A 19673-nucleotide genomic window follows, 5' to 3' on the forward strand; every position below is an offset into this window, starting at 1 on the left:
CTTACTTTTCGGCCAGGGCGACGCGGCGTGCCTTCACCGCCTTGGCGAGGATGTCCAGCGCAAGCACCGTGTCATCCCAGCCGAGGCAGGCGTCGGTTACGGAAACGCCGTATTCGAGCGGCTTGCCGGGCGCCAGGTCCTGGCGGCCTTCATTGAGGTGCGACTCGATCATGACGCCGAAGATGCGGTCGTCGCCGGCCGCCATCTGCGCGCCGACGTCGCGCGCCACGTCGATCTGGCGCTTGAACTGCTTGCTGCTGTTGGCATGCGAAAAATCGATCATCACGCGCGCCGCGAGGCCGGCCTTGCCCAGCTCGGTACATGCCGCATCGACCGATGCGGCATCGTAGTTGGTGGTCTTGCCGCCGCGCAGGATGACGTGGCAGTCCTCGTTGCCGTTGGTCGAAACGATGGCCGAGTGCCCTGCCTTGGTCACCGAGAGGAAATGATGCGGGCTGGCCGCGGCCTTGATCGCATCGACCGCGATCCTGATGTTGCCGTCGGTGCCGTTCTTGAAGCCGACCGGACAGGACAGGCCCGAGGCCAGTTCGCGATGCACCTGCGACTCCGTGGTGCGGGCGCCGATCGCGCCCCAGCTGATCAGGTCCGCCGTGTATTGCGGCGTGATGGTGTCGAGGAATTCGGTGCCGCAGGGCAGGCCGAGTTCGTTGATTTCCCACAGGAGCTTGCGCGCCAGGCGCAGGCCGTCGTTGATGCGGAAGCTGCCATCCATGCGCGGATCGTTGATCAGGCCCTTCCAGCCCACGGTGGTGCGCGGCTTCTCGAAATACACCCGCATCAGGATCAGCAGGTCGTCGGCGAAGCGCGCCGCTTCCTGGCGCAGCCTGCGCGCATACTCCATCGCCGCATCGTAATCGTGGATCGAGCAGGGGCCGACCACCACCACCAGCCGGCCGTCGGCGCCATGCAGGACGCGATGCACTGCCTGACGGGCCTCGTAGGTCGTCTCCGCCGCCTTGTCGGTGGTGGGAAACTCGCGCAGGATGTGTCCCGGTGGCGATAGTTCCTTGATCTCGCGGATGCGGACGTCGTCGGTAATGTGCTTCATGGTTCAGCCTGAATGCGGGTAAAGGCATGATTTTACCGGAGAGAAGGTCCGCGCCTGGTCCAGAAAGGAATTGACGCAGGGCAAGTCGATTCAACGTGTACAGATTCCCATCATCAAATTTAATCGTGATACAATATTCTACTTATGCGCAGGGTATTCTGTAATCCTTTTAGGTATTCGGTATTTTCCGCAATTCACTAGATTGAGAGCCAGCCTCCGGTGGTGTGGCGCGCCTCAATCAGCAGCAGGCCAAGGGAGTGAAAGCACCATGAATCTATTGCAGCGAATTCTCATTGCGCCCGCGATTTCTATCGTATTCATGCTGGTTCTGAGCGGCGTCGGCTTCAGCTCGATGCGCACGCTGAACAACGCGGTTGAGGAAATGACCAGCACCCGCAGCGACCATTTCCGGGTCGCCACCGAAGTCAAGACCGGGGCACTCGACACCCAGGCCCGCATCTATCGGCTCATGACCTGGGCCGGATCGCTCGACGAGAAGAAGATTGCCGCCGACAGCAAGGCGCTGGTGGCGAGCGCCGACAAGTTCATCGCCGACTTCAATGAATGGGCGGTCGAACCGGGGCTTCTCGATGTCGAGAAGCAGCAGGCAAAACAGATCACCGAGCTTCTCGTCAAATATCGCAAGAGCGTATTCACCGCGCTCGATCTGCTGGCGATCGACGTCAATACCGGCATGACCGGCATGCAGAACGCCGACGACAACTTCAAGCAACTCAGCCAGCTCACCGAAGAGCTGGTAAAGACCGAGGAGCGCCTCGGCAAGGAGGCCGCGGAGCGCGCCGCAGCCAGTTACAAACAGGCGATGATGGTTTCCATCGCCGCCTTGCTGGCCGCCGTCGCGATCTCCCTCGGCTTCGGCGTCGTTCTGGCGCGCAGCATCGCCGGCCGCGTCGGCAAGGCCACCGCGGTCGCCGAGCGCATCGCGGAAGGCGACCTGACGTCGTCCATACCGGCCAACACCGATCGGGACGAACTCGGCCAGTTGATCGCCGCGCTGCAAGGCATGCAGAACAGCCTGCGCGAGGTGATCGGCGCGATTGCCGGCAGCGCCCAGGAATTGCATGGCTCGGCCAAGGGCATGTCGACGGCGGCCGAAGGCATCCGGCATTCCTCCTCCCAGCAAAGCGACTCGGTATCGAGCACCGCCGCCGCCGTCGAGCAGTTGACCGTCAGTATCGCCCAGGTCGCCGACAATGCCGACCAGGCGCGCGGCATCGCGGAACAAACCGCCCGGATTGCCCAAAGCGGCAAGCAGCTGGTCGATGGCGCCGCCGCCGAGATCGGCAAGATCGCCGATAGCGTCACCACCACGTCGCACTCCATTCATGAGCTGCAGACCAGTTCGCAGCAAATCAGCCAGATTGCCAACGTGATTCGCGAAATTGCGGACCAGACCAATCTGCTGGCATTGAACGCGGCCATCGAAGCTGCCCGCGCCGGCGAACAGGGTCGCGGCTTCGCGGTGGTCGCCGACGAGGTGCGCAAGCTCGCCGAGCGCACCGGGCAATCGACCAACGAAATCAAGACCATGATCGATGCCATCCAGGCCCAGACCAACACCGCGGTGTCACAAATGGGCCAGGCCAGCGAGCAGGTGGAGATCGGCGTCAAGATGATCAAGGAGCTGCAGGCCCCCCTTGAGGAGCTGCAGGGATGCTCGTCGGCCGCCGTCGCCAGCCTGGTGGAGCTTTCGCATGCGACCAAGGAACAGACCAACGCCAGCACCCAGATCGCGCAGAACGTCGAGCGCATCGCCCAGATGGGCGAGGAAAACAACGCCGCCGCCACCAACAGCCATGGCCTGGCACAAGGCCTGAACGGCATGGCGAACGCGCTGCAATCCCTGGTCGGACGCTTCAGGCGCTAGCCTGCCCATCATTCATTCGTCGCACCCCCAACCCGTAACGGAGGAATCACCCATGAAACTCGCAACATTCGTTCGTACCGCCGCGCTTGCGCTTCTCGCTTCGACCACCCTTGCGTTTGCGCAGGAACGAGGCTCGATCGACGAAGCCAAGGCTCTTGTCGAAAAGGGACTGGCGCACATCAAGGCAGTCGGCACCGAAAAAGCCTTTGCCGACTTCACCGAGAAGGACGGCAAGTGGCAAAACAAGGATCTCTACGTTTTCGTCGTCAAGACCGATGGCACCACGGTCGCCCATGGTGCCAACAAGGGTCTGCTGGGCAAGAGCCTGATCGAGTTGAAGGACCCGGACGGCAAGTTTTTCATCAAGGAAATGATTACCGTGGGGATGAAGGGGACGGGCACGGTTGACTATTCCTTCACCGATCCGCAAACCAAAAAAATGGCGCCGAAAACCAGTTACGTCGCCCGCGTCCCAGGCTTCGAGGGCATCATCGGCGTCGGCGCCTACAAGAAGTAGCCTCGACACCGGCCGCCGATGTCGCGCGGCAATGCAGGAAAGGACGGGCAGCCATGGCTGCCCGTTTTCATTTACGACTGAATAAGTGCCGGGTGCGCCGGAAATCCTGCTTCCCAAGCGATGCCGCACGGGATACGATTCCTCCTGAAGCGGGTCTTATGCGAACAAAGGGGGGATCATGTTCCAGGTTCGAATTCACGGGCGCGGCGGTCAGGGCGTGGTGACGGCGGCAGAGATGCTTTCGGTCGCCGCCTTCGACGAAGGGCGCCACGCGCAGGCCTTCCCCAGCTTCGGTTCCGAGCGAACCGGGGCACCCGTGGTGGCCTTCTGTCGCATCGACGACAAGGAAATCCGCCTGCGCGAGCCGATCATGGAGCCCGATGCGATCATCATCCAGGACCCGACCCTGCTGCACCAGGTCGACGTCTTCGCCGGTCTCAAGAAGAACGGCTTCATCCTGATCAATACCAGCAAGACCTTCGACCAGCTCGGGCTCGGCGATTTCCTCCGCGAATGGCGCCACGAGCGGCTATGCACGGTGCCGGCGATGGAACTGGCGCTGAAACACGTCGGCCGGCCGGTACCCAACGTGCCGCTATTGGGCGGCTTCGCCGCGGTGGCGGGCGTGCTGCAACTCGAATCGGTGATCAAGGCGATCGAGGAACGTTTTTCCGGCAAGGTCGCCGAGGGCAACGTCGCCGCGGCGCGCGAGGCCTACGCGATCGTCAAGGCCGAAATGCAGGAGGCAATTGCCTCCGCCGGGCAGCCCCAAGGAGGCAAGCCCCCCACGGGGGGGCAGCGAGTTGGTTTTACGAGCGTGGGGGCATCAATCATGCTTAAGCAAATGGAAGGCAGCCGCGCCGTCGCCGAAGCCGTCGCCCTGTGCCGGCCCGAGGTGATCTGCGCCTACCCGATTTCGCCGCAGACCCACATCGTCGAGGCGCTCGGCGAGATGGTCAAGGATGGCACGCTCAGCCCCTGCGAGTTCATCAACGTCGAATCCGAGTTCGCCGCCATGTCGGTGGCCATCGGCTCATCGGCCGCCGGGGCACGCAGCTACACGGCGACAGCCTCGCAGGGCCTGCTGTTCATGGCCGAGGCGGTCTACAACGCCTCCGGCCTCGGCCTGCCGATCGTCATGACCGTGGCCAACCGCGCCATCGGCTCGCCGATCAACATCTGGAACGACCATTCCGACGCGCTTTCGCAGCGCGATTCGGGCTGGCTGCAACTGTTCGCCGAAACCAACCAGGAGGCGCTCGACCTGCACATCCAGGCCTTCCGCCTCGCCGAGGAGCTAAGCCTGCCGGTGATGGTCTGCATGGACGGCTTCATCCTGACCCATGCCTACGAACGCGTGGACATGCCGACGCAGGAACAGGTCGACGCCTACCTGCCGCAATACGAGCCGCGCCAGGTGCTCGACCCGAGCGAGCCGGTATCGATCGGCGCCATGGTCGGCCCCGAGGCCTTCATGGAAGTGCGCTACCTCGCCCATGCCAAGCAGATGGAGGCGCTGGAGCTGATTCCCTCCTACGCGGCCGAGTTCAAGGCCGTGTTCGGCCGCGATTCCGGCGGACTGACGCACACCTACCGCACCGAGGATGCCGAAACCATCATCGTCGCCATGGGCTCGGTGCTCGGCACCATCAAGGACGTGATCGACGAGATGCGCGAGGCAGGGCACAAGATCGGCGTGCTTGGGCTAACGCTGTTCCGCCCCTTCCCGCTGGCGCGCGTGCGCGAAGGCTTGCAGAATGCCAAGCGCGTGGTGGTGCTGGAAAAGAGCATGGCCGTCGGCTTGGGCGGCATCCTGTCGACCAATGTGCGCATGGCGCTGTCGGGCCTGCACATGCACGGCTACACCGTGGTCGCCGGCCTCGGCGGCCGCGCCATCACCAAGAAGTCGCTGCATGCCCTGTTCCGCCAGGCCGAGCAGGACGCGCTCGACAATCTGACCTTCCTCGACCTCGACTGGAACATCGTGAACAAACAGCTCGAACGCGAGAAGGCGCACCGCCGCTCCGGCCCGGTGGCCGAGAACCTGCTGCGCGACGTCGGCGTCGTCGCCGCGCGCAACTACTAGGAGGGAGAATATATGGTCCCCCACCCCCCAACCCCCGCCCCATGGGCAGGGGTGACGTTTGTTCAGCCGCTGCGCGGCTTCCATTCTTCTGACTCGTCGCCCCCTTGGGGCGGTCCTGCGGAGGCGACATGAGCTTCCAACCCGTCAAGTTCTACCAGACCGGCACCTTCACCGTCGGCAACCGCCTGCTGCCGCCGGAAGAACGCAGCGTGCAGTCGCAGGTGAAGCGCTACAACTCGATCAACTCCGGCCACCGCGCCTGCCAGGGCTGCGGCGAGGCGCTGGGCGCTCGCTACGCCATCGATGCCGTAATGGAGGCGACCAACGGCCGCCTGATCTGTGCCAACGCCACCGGCTGCCTCGAGGTGTTTTCCACGCCTTATCCGGAAACCTCCTGGCAGGTGCCGTGGATTCACTCGCTATTCGGCAACACGGCGGCGGTGGCCACAGGCATCGCCGCCGCAATCAAGATCAAGCGGCAGAAGGGTGAGCGGCGCGACATCCGCGTCGTCGCCCAGGGCGGCGACGGCGGCACCACCGACATCGGCTTCGGCTGCCTCTCCGGCATGTTCGAACGCAACGACGACGTGCTCTACATCTGCTACGACAACGGCGGCTACATGAACACCGGCGTCCAGCGCTCCTCGGCCACGCCGGCGGCGGCGCGCACGTCGACCACGCCGGCGGTCGGCGACGATCCCGGCAACGTCTTCGGCCAGGGCAAGTTCCTGCCGGCGATCGCCATGGCGCACGACATTCCCTACGTCGCCACCGCCACGGTGGCCGACTTGCGCGACCTCGAAGCCAAGGTGCGGCGCGCCATGGAAATCCGCGGCGCACGCTACATCCACATCCTGGTGCCCTGCCCGCTGGGCTGGGGCACGGCCTCGCACGACACCATCAAGATGGCGCGGCTGGCAAAAGAGACCGGCATCTTCCCGGTGTTCGAGGCCGAACACGGCGACATAAAGTCGGTGCTGGCGATACGGCGGCCGCTGCCGGTGGAAGAGTATCTGCGGCCGCAAAAACGCTATGCCCACCTGTTCGGCAAGCAGCCGCGGGTGGAGGTGATTGCCCAGCTGCAGGCGCAGGCCGATCGCAACATCAAGCGCTACGGACTGTTCGCGGAAGGGAGCCGCTGATCATGGACAAGCCCTTTGCCATCACCCTCGATCCGGGTTCCTCGCTGGCCAACCACACCGGATCGTGGCGCACCTTCCGCCCCGAGTATGTCGACCGCCTGCCGCCCTGCAACGCCACCTGCCCCGCCGGCGAGAACATCCAGGGCTGGCTGTTCCACGCCGAGAGCGGCGATTATGAAAAAGCCTGGCGCTCGCTGACCGGGAACAATCCGCTGCCGGCGATCATGGGCCGCGTCTGCTACCACCCCTGCGAAGGCGCCTGCAACCGCCAGCACGTCGATTCCGCCGTCGGCATCAACTCGGTCGAGCGCTTCCTCGGCGACGAGGCGATCAAGCGCGGCTGGAAGTTCGATGCGCCGGCCGCCGCCACGGGCAAGCGCGTGCTGGTGGTCGGCTCCGGCCCGGCCGGCCTTTCCGCCGCCTACCAGCTGACGCGCATGGGCCACAAGGCCGTGATCTACGAAGCGGCGCCGCTCGCGGGCGGCATGATGCGCTTCGGCATCCCCAAGTACCGCCTGCCGCGCGAAGTGCTCGACGCCGAGATCCAGCGCCTGCTCGACTTCGGCGTCGAAATCCAGTTGCGGACCAAGGTCACCGACGTCCAGCAGGCAATGAAGGACGGCTTTGACGCCGTCTTCCTCGGCGTCGGCGCCCACATCGCCAAGCGCGCCTACATCCCCGCCGGCGATGCCAACAAGGTGCTCGACGCGGTTGCCGTTCTGCGCGGCATGGAAGGCCACGACGCGCCGATGCTGGGCCGCAAGGTCGTGGTCTATGGCGGCGGCAACACCGCGATCGACGTCGCGCGCACCGCCAAGCGCCTCGGCGCCGAAGAGGCGATCATTGTCTACCGCCGCACCCGAGACAAGATGCCGGCGCACGACTTCGAAGTCGAAGAGGCGTTGCAGGAAGGCATCTCGATCAAGTGGCTGTCGACCATCAAGGAAGCCGGCGAGTCCGACATCATGGTCGAGAAGATGGCGCTCGACGACAAGGGCTTTCCGCAGCCGACCGGCGAATTCGAGCGCATCGAGGCCGACTCCGTGGTGCTGGCGCTGGGCCAGGATGCCGACCTCGCGCTGCTCGAGAACGTGCCGGGTCTGGTGGTTGACAACGGCCTGATCCGGGTCGACGCCGGCATGATGACCGGCCACCCCGGCGTCTTTGCCGGCGGCGACATGGCCGGCAACGAGCGTACCGTCACCGTCGCCGTCGGCCACGGCAAGAAGGCCGCGCGCGCGATCGACGCCTGGCTGCGCGGCGAAACCTACGCGCCGCCGCCCAAGCCCGAGATCGCCACGGTCGAGCGCATGAATGCCTGGTACTACTCCGACGCGCCGAAGACCATGCGCCCGGTACTCGACATCATCCGCCGCCAGTCCACCTTCGAGGAAGTGCTGGGCGGGCTGGACGAAAGCAATGCGCTGTTCGAGGCGCGCCGTTGCATGTCCTGCGGCAACTGCTTCGAGTGCGACAACTGCTACGGCGTCTGCCCCGACAACGCCGTGATCAAGCTCGGCCCCGGCAAGCGCTTCAAGTTCAACCTCGACTACTGCAAGGGCTGCGGCATCTGCGCCACCGAGTGTCCCTGCGGCGCAATCAGGATGGTGGCGGAGGAAAACTGAGTGCGGGTAGCAGCGACGGGGAAATCGGATTGTCGCGCCGCCGCTCGTTCAAGCCCGGCTTGCCGATCGGCGACCGGGATTACTTGACCCGCCCGCGCCCTTCACGCTTCGCCTGATACAGGTTGTGGTCGGCGGCGTTGATCAGGCTCTGCGGGTCGGCCATGCTCTCCGAGCGCTGGGCGACCCCGACACTGATTCCGCATCGCTTGTCGCCCGCATCGATGGCCAGCTTGTTGATCGCGTCACAGAGACGCTGGCCGCAGGCCGCTGCCGCCACCCGGTCGGCATCCGGGCAGATCACCCAGAACTCGTCGCCGCCGACCCGGCAGACGACATCCTGCGTGCGCACGCCCGCTCGCAGGGTCTCCGAGACCTGCCTGAGCACCTGGTCGCCGCGATCATGCCCGTAGAGGTCGTTGATCTCCTTGAACCAGTCGATATCGACCACCAGGCAGGACAAGGGATGCTGGCGCCGCGTGGAGCCCGACCACTCCTGTTGCAGCCGCTCCAGTGCGTAGCGCCGATTCGGGCAGCCGGTAAGAACATCGGTTACCGACATTTCCTGCAAACGGCGATTGCTTTCGGATAATTCCGCGGCAATGTCCTGCAACTCCCTGTAGTTCTTTTCCGTCTCGCGCTGCAAGTGAATGCTTCGCGCGCCGGCTTTGAGCCTGGCAAGAAGAACCCGTGGCGTGACCGGCTTGGGAATGAAGTCGTTGGTTCCGGCATCGAAGGCCTGGACCAGATGATCCTCGTCCGTCTGGGCGGTGATCACGAGGATGTATTGCGCGGCGCCCGTCGGCGTCTTGCGCAGCTGCTTGATCATGTCGATGCCGTCCATCACCGGCATCACCCAATCCGTCACGACGATGTCGGGAGGGTTCTCCAGTGCGGCGGCAAGGGCCTGTCGTCCATTTTCTGCTTCCATTACCTTATAGCCGGCTTCCTGCAAGACCTGCTTCAGATACATCCGGGAAGAACGTTCGTCATCGACCAGCAACACCCGCAATGAGGCCGGATCTTCCGGTGCCGATTGCGAGAGGAGCGTGGCGTCGGCTGCAACCTGTTCGACCCAGGAGAAGTCGAAAGCAGTGCTGGTGCGCAGCCCGAAGGAATTTGCCCATTCATGCCAGTCAGTGGCGACCTGCTTGCCCAATGCGACCAGCTCGGCCGATTCCAGGGATACGCGGGCACCATGCCGGTAGAGTTCGAGGACCTTTTCCGGAGTCCGGCTGGCCGGATCGAGCAGGAGATCCGCAATTGTCGCGGCCAGGGCCAGTCCCCGCGTCAGGACATAGGGACGGCTGCCGACGGGGGACAGGTCCGCTTCCGGATGCTGGTGAAAGCACACCGGGTCGACGTATATTTTCGGCAGCCCCCATCCGGTCAGGAGCTCGGCGCCGAGCTCCCACTGGTGGCAGCCAAAACGCGCAATTTCAAGCTCGGCGAGTTTCCCCTTGTTCGCCAGCGTCGCCTGGGCGAGGATGTGTCCGTATGGTTCCGGGAAAACCGTGGCCAGCGCCAGCGCGCCGATATTGACCAGAAGCCCGACACTGAAGGCTTCATCGCTGGGTGCAGCCCGTGCCCGGCTTGAAATGGCCTGAAACGCCAGCGCCAGCGCCAATGACCTCGACCAGAATCCCTGGTAGTCGAATTGCGGACAGGGGCCTTTGCGGTATCCGGACAACAGCGAGAATCCCAGCGCCAGGTTGCGGATGGCGGGAAGCCCGAGAATCTGCAGGGCGCCTTTGACCGATACCACGGGACGTCCACCGCTACCCTGCCAGGCGGAATTTGCAAGCTTGATCAGCCGCGCGACAAAAGCGGGATCAACCCGGATCGTTTCTTCGAGCAGTGCATAGGAAACCTTGTCGTCCTGCGTCAAGCGAATGACGCGCCGGGCAAATTCATTCGGGGACGGCAGGTCGGGGGACGACCTGATGCTAGCCAGCAAATCGGCTTTGACCATATTCATATGCATCTGCTTACATGTTGCGATCGGCTGGAGTCTAACCGATCTCTTTACCGAAGACGCCCGGCACCGGGTTCAGGCGGCCTGCGCGATGCTGCGCGCCCGCAACTGGCCGCAGCCGCCATCGATGTCCTGCCCGGCCGACTGGCGCAACTTGGCCAAAATGCCGTGGCGATACAGGTGCAGCGACATTGCCGCCGCGCGCTCCCACGAGGGACGGCGGAAAGCAGGTCCCTCCACTTCGTTGTAGGGGATGAAGTTCATCACCGCGTACTTGCCCTTGAGCAGCCGCACGATGCCGTCGAGCTCGGCATCATTGTCGTTGATGCCTGCCAGCAGCGTCCATTGATACTGGATCGGATAGCCGGTGGCGCGGGCGTACTGCTCGCCCAGCTCCACCAGTTCGGCCGGATCGATGCGCTGCGCCTTCGGCAGCAGTTGCGCGCGCAGTTCGGCTCGCGTCGAATGCAGCGACAGCGCCAGCGCCGGGCGGACAAGGCCGAGCGGCAGCCGTTCGAACACGCGCCGATCGCCGACGGTGGAGAACACCAGGTTCTTGTGCGCGATGTTCGCCGCGGTGCCGAGCAGCTCGATGGCGTCGAGCACGTTGTCCAGGTTGTGCGCCGGCTCGCCCATGCCCATGAAGGCGACTTTCTTCACCGGCCGGCGGGCGCGGGCCAGCACCACCTGGGCGACGATCTCGGCGCTGCCGAGCTGGCGCAGCAGGCCATCGCGACCGGTCATGCAGAACGTGCAACCCACGGCGCAGCCGACCTGGGTCGAGACGCAGACGCCGTCGCGCGGCAGCAACACGCTCTCCACCGTCTGGCCGTCGCCGAGTTCCACCAGCAGGCGCGCGGAGCCGTCTGCTCCCATGTGTTCGGAGCGAACCCGCGCCAGGCCGGCCAGCTCCGCCGCCAATCCGGGCAAGGCGGCGCGGACGCGTGCGGGGAAAAAGTCCTCGGGCGGCACCGGCCCGCTATCGAGCGGGAGTGCCCGCGTCCATGCCCGCAGGATGCGCTCCTCGTGACACGGCAGGGCACCATGATCGCGCAGGTGCTGGCGAACCAGCTCAAGGCGCAAGAGGCTCATCGCGCGGACCGGCCAACTACGCAACGCCGCTTCACTCCGTACTGGATGAATCGGCCACGGTCTTGAAGCAGCGTTGGCACACCGGCGACCCGGCTTGCAGGTCGTGGCCATACTTGGCGCACTGCCGTTCCAGTGCGAACAGGGCGAACGCCGGACGTTTCATGGCCAGCATGACGATGAAGACAGTGCCCGCGATGAAGGGAAACTGTTCGCCCGTGGCTCCGCCCAGCCACGTCATGGTGTAGGGCTGCAGCAGGGATGCGGCGAACATGATCACGCCCGCCCCGATCACAAACACGGTGTTGGCGAAATGCTTTGCCTTGTCTTGAAGGTCCTGTTTCGATGGCGTCACGATGGCTCCGGAAGGTTGATGGCTTGCGCTCCAGGACGGCAGTTTAACGCCTGAGTCGCAGGCACTGGCTGCACCCTGCCGCCACGATGTCGTCTGGCCTAGCGGTAGCCCCAGCGCTGTTGCCACTCCCTGGCCACGGTGCTGCCCTGGCTCGCCGCCATGCGCATCCATTTCGCCGCTTCGGCCATGTTGCGCTCCAGGCCGTTGCCACCGATGGAATAAATCTGCCCCAGCAACTCCTGCGAGCCCATGTGGCCCTGATTGGCGCCCAGCCTGAACCAGTTCGCCGCTTCCGCGTAATTGGTGGCCACGCCCATGCCCTGCGCATAAATGATGCCGACGATCATTTGCGCTTCGGCATGACCCTTGTCGGCGGCGGCCCTGGCCCAGCGCAGCCCCTCCGCAAGATTCACCGCTACCCCGCTGCCGGTCATCAGCCTCTTTGCCAAGCGGGTCTGCGCCTCGGTGTTTCCCTGTTCGGCTGCCTTTGCGTACCACCGCGCCGCCTCTGTCCTGTTCTCGGGAATGCCGAGCTTGCCATCGAGCATTTCCGCCAGGCCGAACTGTCCCTCGCTGTCGCCTTGTTCAGCCGCCTTGCGAAACCAGTTGGTGCCTTCCACCGGATCCTTCGCCACACCGCGGCCCCGCGTCAGCATGAAGCCAAGTCCCATCTGCGCCCCGGCGTAACCCTTTTCCGCCGCCTGGCGAAACAATCGCACCGCTTCCGCGGGGTCCTGCGGCACGCCCGTGCCGGAGTCATGCATTCTGCCGAGACGGTAGATGCCCTCCGCGTTGTCCTGGCTTGCCGACTTCCGATACCAGGCCAGCGCTTCCACTGGATTTGCCGCAACGCCCCAGCCGCCTTCATAGGCCTTGCCGAGATTGACCTGGGCCACCGGATTCCCCAGTTCGGCCGCCTTGCGAAACCAGGCCAGGGCTTCCGCATCGCTTTGCGGCACGCCGACCCCCTTGGCATACATGAAGCCCAGGTCGTTTTGCGCTTCGGCATTGCCCTGGTCGGCGGCGCGGCGGTACCACTTCGCTGCTTCGTTCTGATCCTTCGCGACGCCTTCGCCCTTGTCGTACAGGCGCGCCAGGTAGTGCTGGCCTTTGGCATCGCCTTGATCGGCGGCGGCCCGCAGCCACTTGGCGGCTTCCCATGCGTCCTTGGCGACGCCCGCGCCCGCGGCATACATGGCGCCAAGATTGGCCTGGGCTCCGGCCAGCCCTTGTTCCGCGGCCTTGCGGAACCACTTGGCGGCCTCCGTGTAATCCTGCGGCACCCCCTCGCCCTTGAGATACAGGAAGCCGAGGTTGTTCTGGGCCGGCCCGAAACCCCGGTCCGCGACGTACCTGAAATCCGTCACGGCCATCTTCATGTCGCCCTTGCCCCAGGCATCCATCGCCGCATCGAAGCGCGCCGCCAGTGCAAGGGAATTGCTCACCGCCGGCGACGGCTTTTCCGTGCCCGGCTTGCCGGGAGTGGTCTTGAAGGAGTCGACTCGGGTTCGCGCCAGCCCGGCGAATTTTCCGCGCGGATACTGCTTCAGGTATTCCCGGAAATCGGCGAGGCTGCCGCCACGCTCGACGCTGCGCCAGAATTCAAGTTCGATCGCGGCCGGATCGAGTCTGCCGCTCGGCGCAATGCCGCCGATCGCATCCCCGGCCGCCTTGTCGCCTTCCCTGAAATAGAAGTCGCCGGTCAGCGACGACGATTCCCACGGCGTTTGCGCTTCGTTGCTCTTCCTCACCACGTTGGCGCGCACGCGCTTGAAGACGTCCTCGATCTTGATGCCGGGCACGTCCATCGCCGCCAGCAGTTCGGAGGTATAGAGCCCGTTCCTGCCCTCGCCGTCGGCGGCCACCCGGCCCGGCGCGGTGGCGTACGCAATCAGGGTGCCGCTGGGAGCGTTGATCTGCGCCAGGCCCTGGCCGCCGCCGCGAAAGCTGCGCTCGAAGGGATTGTTGCGGCAGGCGTCGAGGATCACCAGCGACAGCCGGGCCGGCGCCAGCTTGTCGAGCAGCTGGTCGACGTCGACCGCTTCGCTGCTCACGGCCGACTCGTTGTGAATCTCGGCATCGATCGGGATCAGGTAGTTCTTGCCGCGCACCTGCATGCCGTGGCCGGCGTAGAAGAACAGCGCCTCGGTGCCGGGCTGCACCTTGTTGCCGAACTCGGTGAGGGCGCGCAGCATGTCCTTCTGCCGCGCATCGGTGCGCAAGATGACGTCGAAGCCGAGCCGCTTGAGCCTGGCGGCAATATCGCCGGCATCGTTGGCGGGATTCCTCAAGGCACCGACACCGGGGTAGGCGGCATTGCCGATGACCAGCGCGATGCGCTTGCCCGACGTCGTGGGCGCGACCTCAAGATTGCGCTGCGGCTCGGCGGCAGGCGCAAGCGTTGTCGAGAACGCAAACAGAACCAGGATTGTCAGCCGACGAAATACCGAGAGCATGCTCCCCTCCCCAACCATGACCGCAGTCGTTTGACCATCGACCGCCATGCGCTGGCGGCATCTGCATACATTTCAAGCGTAGCCGCGCCGCGACCAATAGGCAAGGCGGCCCATGCGCGCGCCATCGCAGCGCCGATCGCCGTAGCGCCAGCGCCGACTCCCGCGCTGCATTCCCTGTCGCGCCGACCGCCTGGTCGACGGACGCCTTCCCCCGGCCCGAAGAAGGGGCTATATTTCCCTTGAAGGGAGCGAGGGAGGCATGGATTCTTCATCGATCATCCGCAAGACCGCCGGCGATCTGCGGCGGGTACCGAATTTCGTCGATTACGCTGGCGAAAGGTCGACGTTTTCATGGCCCGCGGTGCGGGCGCAGTTCGCGGAAACCGGCTTCAACATCGCCACCCACGCCGTCGAACGGCATGCCTCGGGCGCGTTGCGCGACAAGGTCGCGTTCCGTTTTCTTTCGCGCGACAAGCCCGCGCGGGATGTCAGTTACGGTGAGCTGTCGCAGCTCACCAGCCGCTTCGCCAATGTGCTGGAGACGCTGGGCATTGGCCGGGGTGAGCGCGTTTTCGTGCTCGCCGGCCGCATTCCGGAACTTTACGTCGCGGTACTCGGCAGCCTCAAGCACGGCGCGGTGGTTTCGCCGCTGTTCTCCGCCTTCGGCCCCGAGCCGATCGCGACGCGGGTGAATCTGGGCGAAGGCCGCGTACTGGTAACGACCGACATGCTCTACGAGCGCAAGGTGGCGAAGTGGCGCGACAGGATGCCGACACTGCAACATGTGCTGCTGGTGGCCGAGGACGGCGGGCGCACCGACGTTCCCGGCACGCTCGACCTCGCCGTGCTGATGGCGGAGGCAAGCGACCAATGTACGGTGGCGGCCACCGGCCAGGAAGAAATGTCGCTGCTGCACTTCACCAGCGGCACCACCGGCACGCCGAAGGGCGCCGTGCATGTACATGGCGCCGTCGTCACCCATTTCGCCACCGGCCGCTACGCGCTGGACCTGCATGCCGACGACACCTACTGGTGCACCGCCGACCCGGGCTGGGTCACCGGCACCTCCTACGGCATCATCGCGCCGCTGCTGCATGGCGTGACTTCAATCATCGACCGCGAGGAGTTCGATGCCGAGCGCTGGTATTCGATACTCCAGGACGAAGCGGTGACGGTCTGGTACACCGCGCCGACGGCGATCCGCATGCTGATGAAGGCCGGCGCCGAGATCCCTCACAAGTACCGCTTTCCGCAACTGCGTTTCATCGCCAGCGTCGGCGAGCCGCTCAATCCCGAAGCCGTGCGCTGGGGCAAGGAGGTGCTGGGCCTGCCGATCCACGACAACTGGTGGCAGACCGAGACCGGCGGCATCATGATCGCCAACACCCCGGCTTTCGACATCAAGCCGGGTTCAATGGGGCGGCCCTTGCCGGGCATCGATGCCGCGATCATGCGCCACCACGAAGACGGCACGGTGACGCCGATCGAGGAGCCCGACGTCGAGGGCGAACTGGCGCTGAAACGCGGCTGGCCGTCGATGTTCCGCGCCTACCTCAACAACGAGGAGCGCTACCGCAAGTGCTTCGCCGGAGAGTGGTATCTCACCGGCGACCTGGCGAAGCGCGATGCCGACGGCTACTTCTGGTTCGTCGGCCGCGCCGACGACGTGATCAAGTCGGCCGGCCACCTGATCGGACCCTTCGAAGTCGAGAGCGCGTTGATGGAACACCCGGCCGTGGCCGAAGCCGGCGTGATCGGCAAGCCCGACCCGGTGGTGGGCGAGGTGGTCAAGGCCTTCGTTTCGCTGAAGAAGGGCTTCGAGGAAAGCGAGGCGTTGCGCATGGAGCTGCTCGGCCACGCCAGGAAGAAGCTCGGCGCCGCCGTGGCGCCGAAGGAAATCGCCTTCCTGCCCTCGCTGCCGCGCACGCGCAGCGGCAAGATCATGCGCCGGCTGCTGAAGGCGCGCGAACTCGGCTTGCCCGAGGGCGATACCTCGACACTGGAGGGTGGGGCATGAGCACTGACCATCGCGCGGCAGCGCCACCCAGCGGCCCCGTGCCGTGGGACAAAGCGTTCGCGCTGAAACTGCTGGCCGACATGGTGCGCATCCGCCGGATGGAGGAGAAGTCGGCCGAGATGTATGGCGCGGGCAAGATTCGCGGCTTCCTGCATCTCTACATCGGCGAGGAGGCGACGGCGGTCGGCGCGCTGCACGCGCTGGCGGCAGAGGACAACATCGTCGCCACCTACCGCGAACACGGCCATGCGCTGGTGCGCGGCATGGACATGGGCGCGATCATGGCCGAGATGTACGGCAAGCGTGAAGGCTGCGCGCGCGGCCGCGGCGGCTCGATGCATTTGTTCGACAAGGCGACGCGGCTGTTCGGCGGCAATGCCATCGTCGGTGGCGGGTTGCCGCTGGCGGTCGGCTTGGGGCTGGCCGCGAAAATGCAGAAGGAGAAACGCATCACCGCCTGCTTCTTCGGCGACGGCGCGGTGGCCGAAGGCGCCTTCCACGAATCGCTGAACCTGGCTGCCTTGTGGAAACTGCCGGTGCTGTTCTGCTGCGAGAACAATCTCTTCGGCATGGGCACGGCCATCGAGCGCGCCGAATCGCAGACCGACCTTTGCGTCAAGGCGACGTCCTACAACATGCCGGCGCTGAAGGTCGACGGCATGGATATCGTCGCCGTGCATGAGGTCACGAAACAGGCCGCGCAGCGCGTGCGCGCCGGCGAGGGGCCGGTCTTCGTCGAGTACCAGACCTACCGCTTCCGCGCCCACTCGATGTTCGACGCAGAGCTCTACCGGCAGAAGGCCGAGGTCGAGGAATGGAAAACGCGCGGGCCGATTCATACGTTTACTGCCCGGCTCAAGGCCGAGGGCAAGCTGACCGAAGAGGAATTCCTCGCCATCGATGCCGCGGCGAATGCGGAAGTCGACGCGGCGGTTGCCTTCGCCGAGGCCGGCACCTGGGAGCCGGTCGAGGACCTGCTCAAGGACGTCCATACGCCTGCGGAGAATGCGCCATGAGCCGCAAGCTCAGCTACCGCGAAGCCATGCGCGAGGCGATGCACGAAGCACTGACGGACGATCCGCGCGTGTTCCTCATGGGCGAGGACGTCGGCATGTACGGCGGCACCTATGCCTTCTCCAAGGGCTTCCTCGCCGAATTCGGCCCCGAGCGCATCCGCGACACGCCGCTGTCGGAGCTCGGCTTCGTCGGCGCCGGCATCGGCGCGGCGCTGGGCGGCATGCGGCCCATCGTCGAGGTGATGACGGTGAATTTCAGCCTGCTGGCGCTGGACCAGATCGTGAACAGCGCGGCGACCTTCCGCCATATGTCGGGCGGGCAGTTCTCGGTGCCGCTGGCGATCCGCATGACCACCGGCGCCGGCCGCCAGTTGGCGGCGCAGCACTCGCACAGCCTCGAAGGCTGGTACGCGCACATTCCCGGCATCAAGGTGCTGGCCCCCGCCACCATCGAGGATGCGCGCGGCATGCTGGCACCGGCGCTGCGTGACCCCGACCCGGTGGTGATTTTCGAGCACGCCGGGCTGTTCAACATGGAAGGCGAATTGGCCGACGACTGGAAGGTCGACATCAGTTCGGCCAAGGTGCGGCGCCAGGGCAAGGACGTCGCCATCATCACCCACGGCGGTTCCTTGCCCAAGGCGCTGGCAGCCGCGGAGCAGCTCGCGGCGGCTGGCATCGACGCCGAGGTGCTCGACCTGCGCGTGCTGCGTCCGCTCGATACCGCGGCCATCATGGCCTCGATCGCCAAGTGCCATCGCGCCGTGGTGGTCGATGAGGGCTGGCGCACCGGAAGCCTCGCCGCCGAAGTGATGGCGCGCATCATGGAGAACGCCTTCTACGAACTCGATGCGCCGCTGGCGCGGGTCTGCTCCGAGGAGGTGCCGATTCCCTACGCCAAGCACCTGGAAGACGCCGCGTTGCCACAAGCGGAAAAGATCGTCGCCGCCGTCAAGGAGATGCTGGGATGATTGAATTCAAGCTGCCCTCGCTGGGCGCCGACATGGACGAGGGCACCCTGCTCGAATGGAAAGTCGGCGTTGGCGACACGGTGAAGAAGGGCCAGGTGGTCGCCATTGTCGACACCAGCAAGGCCGCCGTGGATGTCGAAAGCTGGCAGGAGGGCACCGTCCACCAATTGATTGCCGAGATCGGACAGAAGATGCCTGTCGGCACCGTGATGGCATTGCTGCTCCAGGCCGGCGAGACCGCGCCTGCGGAAGTCGGCGCCGGCGCTACGGCGAAGCCGATGCCCAAGGCAGCGCCGGCGATGGCTGCCGCAGTTTCCGCCGCCGCAACCGCTGCGGCTCCTGTTGCCGCGTCGCGGCGCATGATTTCGCCCGCCGCGCGCAAGCATGCTGAGGAAAAGGGCGTCGACCTCGACCGCATCGCCGGCACCGGCCCGCATGGCGCGGTGACGCTGGAGGACGTCGAGAATGCGGCCGCGGCAAAACCACCGGCTGCGGCGGCGCCGGCCGCGAAGCCGGCCGACCGCGCCCCGGACAGAACCGCCGACATGCGCAAGACCATCGCCGCCGCGATGAGCCGTTCCAAGCGCGAGATTCCGCACTACTACGTCGCCGAGGACATTCCGCTGGCGAAGGCGCTGGCGTGGCTGCAATCAACGAATGCGCAGCGCAGCATGGCCGAGCGCCTGCTGCCGGCCGTACTGCTGCTCAAGGCCGTTGCCGTCGCGCTGAAGCGCTATCCCGAGCTCAACGGCTATTTCCGGGACGGCGGCTTCGTGCCCATTGCCGCGATCCATCTCGGCGTGGCCATTTCCCTGCGCCAGGGCGGGCTGATCGCGCCGGCACTGCTCGATGCCGACGGCAAACCCCTGACGCAACTGATGCAGGGGCTGACCGACCTGGTCAAGCGCACGCGCGCCGGCTCGCTGCGCAGCTCCGAGATGAACGAGGCGACGATCACCGTGACCAATCTCGGCGACCAGGGATCGCAGTCGGTGTTCGGCGTCATCACGCCGCCGCAGGTGGCGCTGGTGGGCTTCGGCCGCGTCGCCGAACGGCCCTGGGCCGAGGATGGCGGGCTCAAGGTGCTGCCGGTGGTGACGGCCAGCCTCTCGGCCGACCACCGCGTTTCCGACGGCCATCGCGGCGCGCTGTTCCTGCGCGAACTGAATGACTTGCTGCAACGACCCGAGGAGCTGGACCGATGAACGACGCCGAAATTCGCACGATCGCCCTGAGCACCCTCAAGTCCATTGCGCCGGAAGTCGAAACCGACGAGCTGCGTGGCGACCGCCCGTTGCGCAATCAGGTTGACCTGGACTCGATGGACTGGCTGAACTTCCTGCTCGGGCTCCACGAGAAACTCAAGGTGGACATCCCCGAGGCCGATTACGCCCGGCTGATCACCCTCGACGACGTGGTGAACTATCTGCAGAAGAAACTCGGCGCCGGATGAAGGCGCCTGGCAGCAAA

At 65.3% G+C, this 19673-nt stretch carries 15 protein-coding genes; 10 read left to right on the forward strand and 5 right to left on the reverse strand.

Annotated elements, in window-relative coordinates; all coding sequences use genetic code 11:
• Position 1: 1 nt before the first annotated feature.
• Positions 2 to 1069 carry a 3-deoxy-7-phosphoheptulonate synthase AroG gene (gene aroG, locus SUTH_RS14770; RefSeq protein WP_041100320.1) on the reverse strand — a complete coding sequence of 356 codons (1068 nt, stop codon included), beginning with the start codon at positions 1067 to 1069 and terminating at the stop codon, positions 2 to 4.
• 268 nt (positions 1070 to 1337) lie between these two features.
• Between aroG and SUTH_RS14775 the strand changes: the two genes are divergently transcribed.
• The 5 genes from SUTH_RS14775 to SUTH_RS14795 all read left to right on the forward strand — a co-directional run bounded on the left by SUTH_RS14775 (position 1338) and on the right by SUTH_RS14795 (position 8327).
• A complete protein-coding gene (locus SUTH_RS14775; protein WP_084207435.1) occupies positions 1338 to 2957 on the forward strand; it encodes a methyl-accepting chemotaxis protein in 1620 nt (539 codons plus the stop codon).
• Positions 2958 to 3009: 52 nt separating this feature from the next.
• Positions 3010 to 3474 carry a cache domain-containing protein gene (locus SUTH_RS14780; RefSeq protein ID WP_041100322.1) on the forward strand — a complete coding sequence of 155 codons (465 nt, stop codon included), beginning with the start codon at positions 3010 to 3012 and terminating at the stop codon, positions 3472 to 3474.
• 178 nt (positions 3475 to 3652) lie between these two features.
• Complete coding sequence (locus SUTH_RS14785) at positions 3653 to 5560, forward strand: 2-oxoacid:acceptor oxidoreductase family protein (protein ID WP_084207436.1); 1908 nt, start codon at positions 3653 to 3655, stop codon at positions 5558 to 5560.
• A gap of 128 nt (positions 5561 to 5688) precedes the next feature.
• Complete coding sequence (locus SUTH_RS14790; RefSeq protein WP_041100324.1) at positions 5689 to 6702, forward strand: thiamine pyrophosphate-dependent enzyme; 1014 nt, start codon at positions 5689 to 5691, stop codon at positions 6700 to 6702.
• Positions 6703 to 6704: 2 nt separating this feature from the next.
• Positions 6705 to 8327 (forward strand): NAD(P)-binding protein, encoded by a 1623-nt coding sequence (locus SUTH_RS14795; RefSeq protein ID WP_041100326.1) that lies wholly within the window; start codon positions 6705 to 6707, stop codon positions 8325 to 8327.
• Between the two features lie 79 nt (positions 8328 to 8406).
• Here the strand turns inward: SUTH_RS14795 and SUTH_RS14800 are convergent, their stop codons facing one another.
• From SUTH_RS14800 to SUTH_RS18655, 4 genes are all read right to left on the reverse strand, one after another.
• The gene (locus SUTH_RS14800) at positions 8407 to 10302 is read right to left on the reverse strand and encodes a GGDEF domain-containing response regulator (protein ID WP_070099352.1); all 1896 of its coding nucleotides are present in this window, start codon (positions 10300 to 10302) and stop codon (positions 8407 to 8409) included.
• A 72-nt stretch (positions 10303 to 10374) separates the two neighbouring features.
• On the reverse strand, positions 10375 to 11391 hold the full coding sequence (locus SUTH_RS14805; RefSeq protein WP_197539597.1) for an RNA methyltransferase: 1017 nt from the start codon (positions 11389 to 11391) through the stop codon (positions 10375 to 10377).
• A 31-nt stretch (positions 11392 to 11422) separates the two neighbouring features.
• On the reverse strand, positions 11423 to 11743 hold the full coding sequence (locus SUTH_RS14810; protein WP_041100329.1) for a hypothetical protein: 321 nt from the start codon (positions 11741 to 11743) through the stop codon (positions 11423 to 11425).
• A gap of 98 nt (positions 11744 to 11841) precedes the next feature.
• A complete protein-coding gene (locus SUTH_RS18655; protein WP_052473686.1) occupies positions 11842 to 14199 on the reverse strand; it encodes a caspase family protein in 2358 nt (785 codons plus the stop codon).
• Between the two features lie 259 nt (positions 14200 to 14458).
• On the opposite strand from SUTH_RS18655, the gene acsA reads away from it, so the two are divergent.
• The 5 genes from acsA to SUTH_RS14840 are packed head-to-tail and all read left to right on the forward strand — an operon-like array spanning position 14459 to position 19656.
• On the forward strand, positions 14459 to 16216 hold the full coding sequence (acsA, locus tag SUTH_RS14820) for an acetate--CoA ligase (protein WP_041100331.1): 1758 nt from the start codon (positions 14459 to 14461) through the stop codon (positions 16214 to 16216).
• Positions 16213 to 17232 (forward strand): pyruvate dehydrogenase (acetyl-transferring) E1 component subunit alpha, encoded by a 1020-nt coding sequence (pdhA, locus tag SUTH_RS14825; RefSeq protein WP_041100333.1) that lies wholly within the window; start codon positions 16213 to 16215, stop codon positions 17230 to 17232. The genes acsA and pdhA overlap by 4 nt, the downstream gene beginning before the upstream one ends.
• A complete protein-coding gene (locus tag SUTH_RS14830) occupies positions 17229 to 18203 on the forward strand; it encodes an alpha-ketoacid dehydrogenase subunit beta (protein ID WP_041100335.1) in 975 nt (324 codons plus the stop codon). The genes pdhA and SUTH_RS14830 overlap by 4 nt, the downstream gene beginning before the upstream one ends.
• Entirely contained in the window at positions 18200 to 19408 is a 1209-nt protein-coding gene (locus SUTH_RS14835; protein WP_041100337.1) for a dihydrolipoamide acetyltransferase family protein, read from the forward strand. Before SUTH_RS14830 ends, SUTH_RS14835 begins: the two co-directional genes overlap by 4 nt.
• Positions 19405 to 19656 carry an acyl carrier protein gene (locus tag SUTH_RS14840; protein WP_041100339.1) on the forward strand — a complete coding sequence of 84 codons (252 nt, stop codon included), beginning with the start codon at positions 19405 to 19407 and terminating at the stop codon, positions 19654 to 19656. The genes SUTH_RS14835 and SUTH_RS14840 overlap by 4 nt, the downstream gene beginning before the upstream one ends.
• The last annotated feature ends 17 nt before the right edge of the window (positions 19657 to 19673 follow it).

The sequence above is a fragment of the Sulfuritalea hydrogenivorans sk43H genome (assembly GCF_000828635.1).
In the GTDB taxonomy this organism is placed as follows: domain Bacteria; phylum Pseudomonadota; class Gammaproteobacteria; order Burkholderiales; family Rhodocyclaceae; genus Sulfuritalea; species Sulfuritalea hydrogenivorans.

What these genes read in the sequence shown, in the direction of transcription:
- aroG (WP_041100320.1), bottom strand. Translation starts at nt 1,069, where the DNA reads ATGAAGCACATTACCGACGACGTCCGCATCCGCGAGATCAAGGAACTA.
- SUTH_RS14775 (WP_084207435.1), top strand. Translation starts at nt 1,338, where the DNA reads ATGAATCTATTGCAGCGAATTCTCATTGCGCCCGCGATTTCTATCGTA.
- SUTH_RS14780 (WP_041100322.1), top strand. Translation starts at nt 3,010, where the DNA reads ATGAAACTCGCAACATTCGTTCGTACCGCCGCGCTTGCGCTTCTCGCT.
- SUTH_RS14785 (WP_084207436.1), top strand. Translation starts at nt 3,653, where the DNA reads ATGTTCCAGGTTCGAATTCACGGGCGCGGCGGTCAGGGCGTGGTGACG.
- SUTH_RS14790 (WP_041100324.1), top strand. Translation starts at nt 5,689, where the DNA reads ATGAGCTTCCAACCCGTCAAGTTCTACCAGACCGGCACCTTCACCGTC.
- SUTH_RS14795 (WP_041100326.1), top strand. Translation starts at nt 6,705, where the DNA reads ATGGACAAGCCCTTTGCCATCACCCTCGATCCGGGTTCCTCGCTGGCC.
- SUTH_RS14800 (WP_070099352.1), bottom strand. Translation starts at nt 10,302, where the DNA reads ATGAATATGGTCAAAGCCGATTTGCTGGCTAGCATCAGGTCGTCCCCC.
- SUTH_RS14805 (WP_197539597.1), bottom strand. Translation starts at nt 11,391, where the DNA reads ATGAGCCTCTTGCGCCTTGAGCTGGTTCGCCAGCACCTGCGCGATCAT.
- SUTH_RS18655 (WP_052473686.1), bottom strand. Translation starts at nt 14,199, where the DNA reads ATGCTCTCGGTATTTCGTCGGCTGACAATCCTGGTTCTGTTTGCGTTC.
- acsA (WP_041100331.1), top strand. Translation starts at nt 14,459, where the DNA reads ATGGATTCTTCATCGATCATCCGCAAGACCGCCGGCGATCTGCGGCGG.
- pdhA (WP_041100333.1), top strand. Translation starts at nt 16,213, where the DNA reads ATGAGCACTGACCATCGCGCGGCAGCGCCACCCAGCGGCCCCGTGCCG.
- SUTH_RS14830 (WP_041100335.1), top strand. Translation starts at nt 17,229, where the DNA reads ATGAGCCGCAAGCTCAGCTACCGCGAAGCCATGCGCGAGGCGATGCAC.
- SUTH_RS14835 (WP_041100337.1), top strand. Translation starts at nt 18,200, where the DNA reads ATGATTGAATTCAAGCTGCCCTCGCTGGGCGCCGACATGGACGAGGGC.
- SUTH_RS14840 (WP_041100339.1), top strand. Translation starts at nt 19,405, where the DNA reads ATGAACGACGCCGAAATTCGCACGATCGCCCTGAGCACCCTCAAGTCC.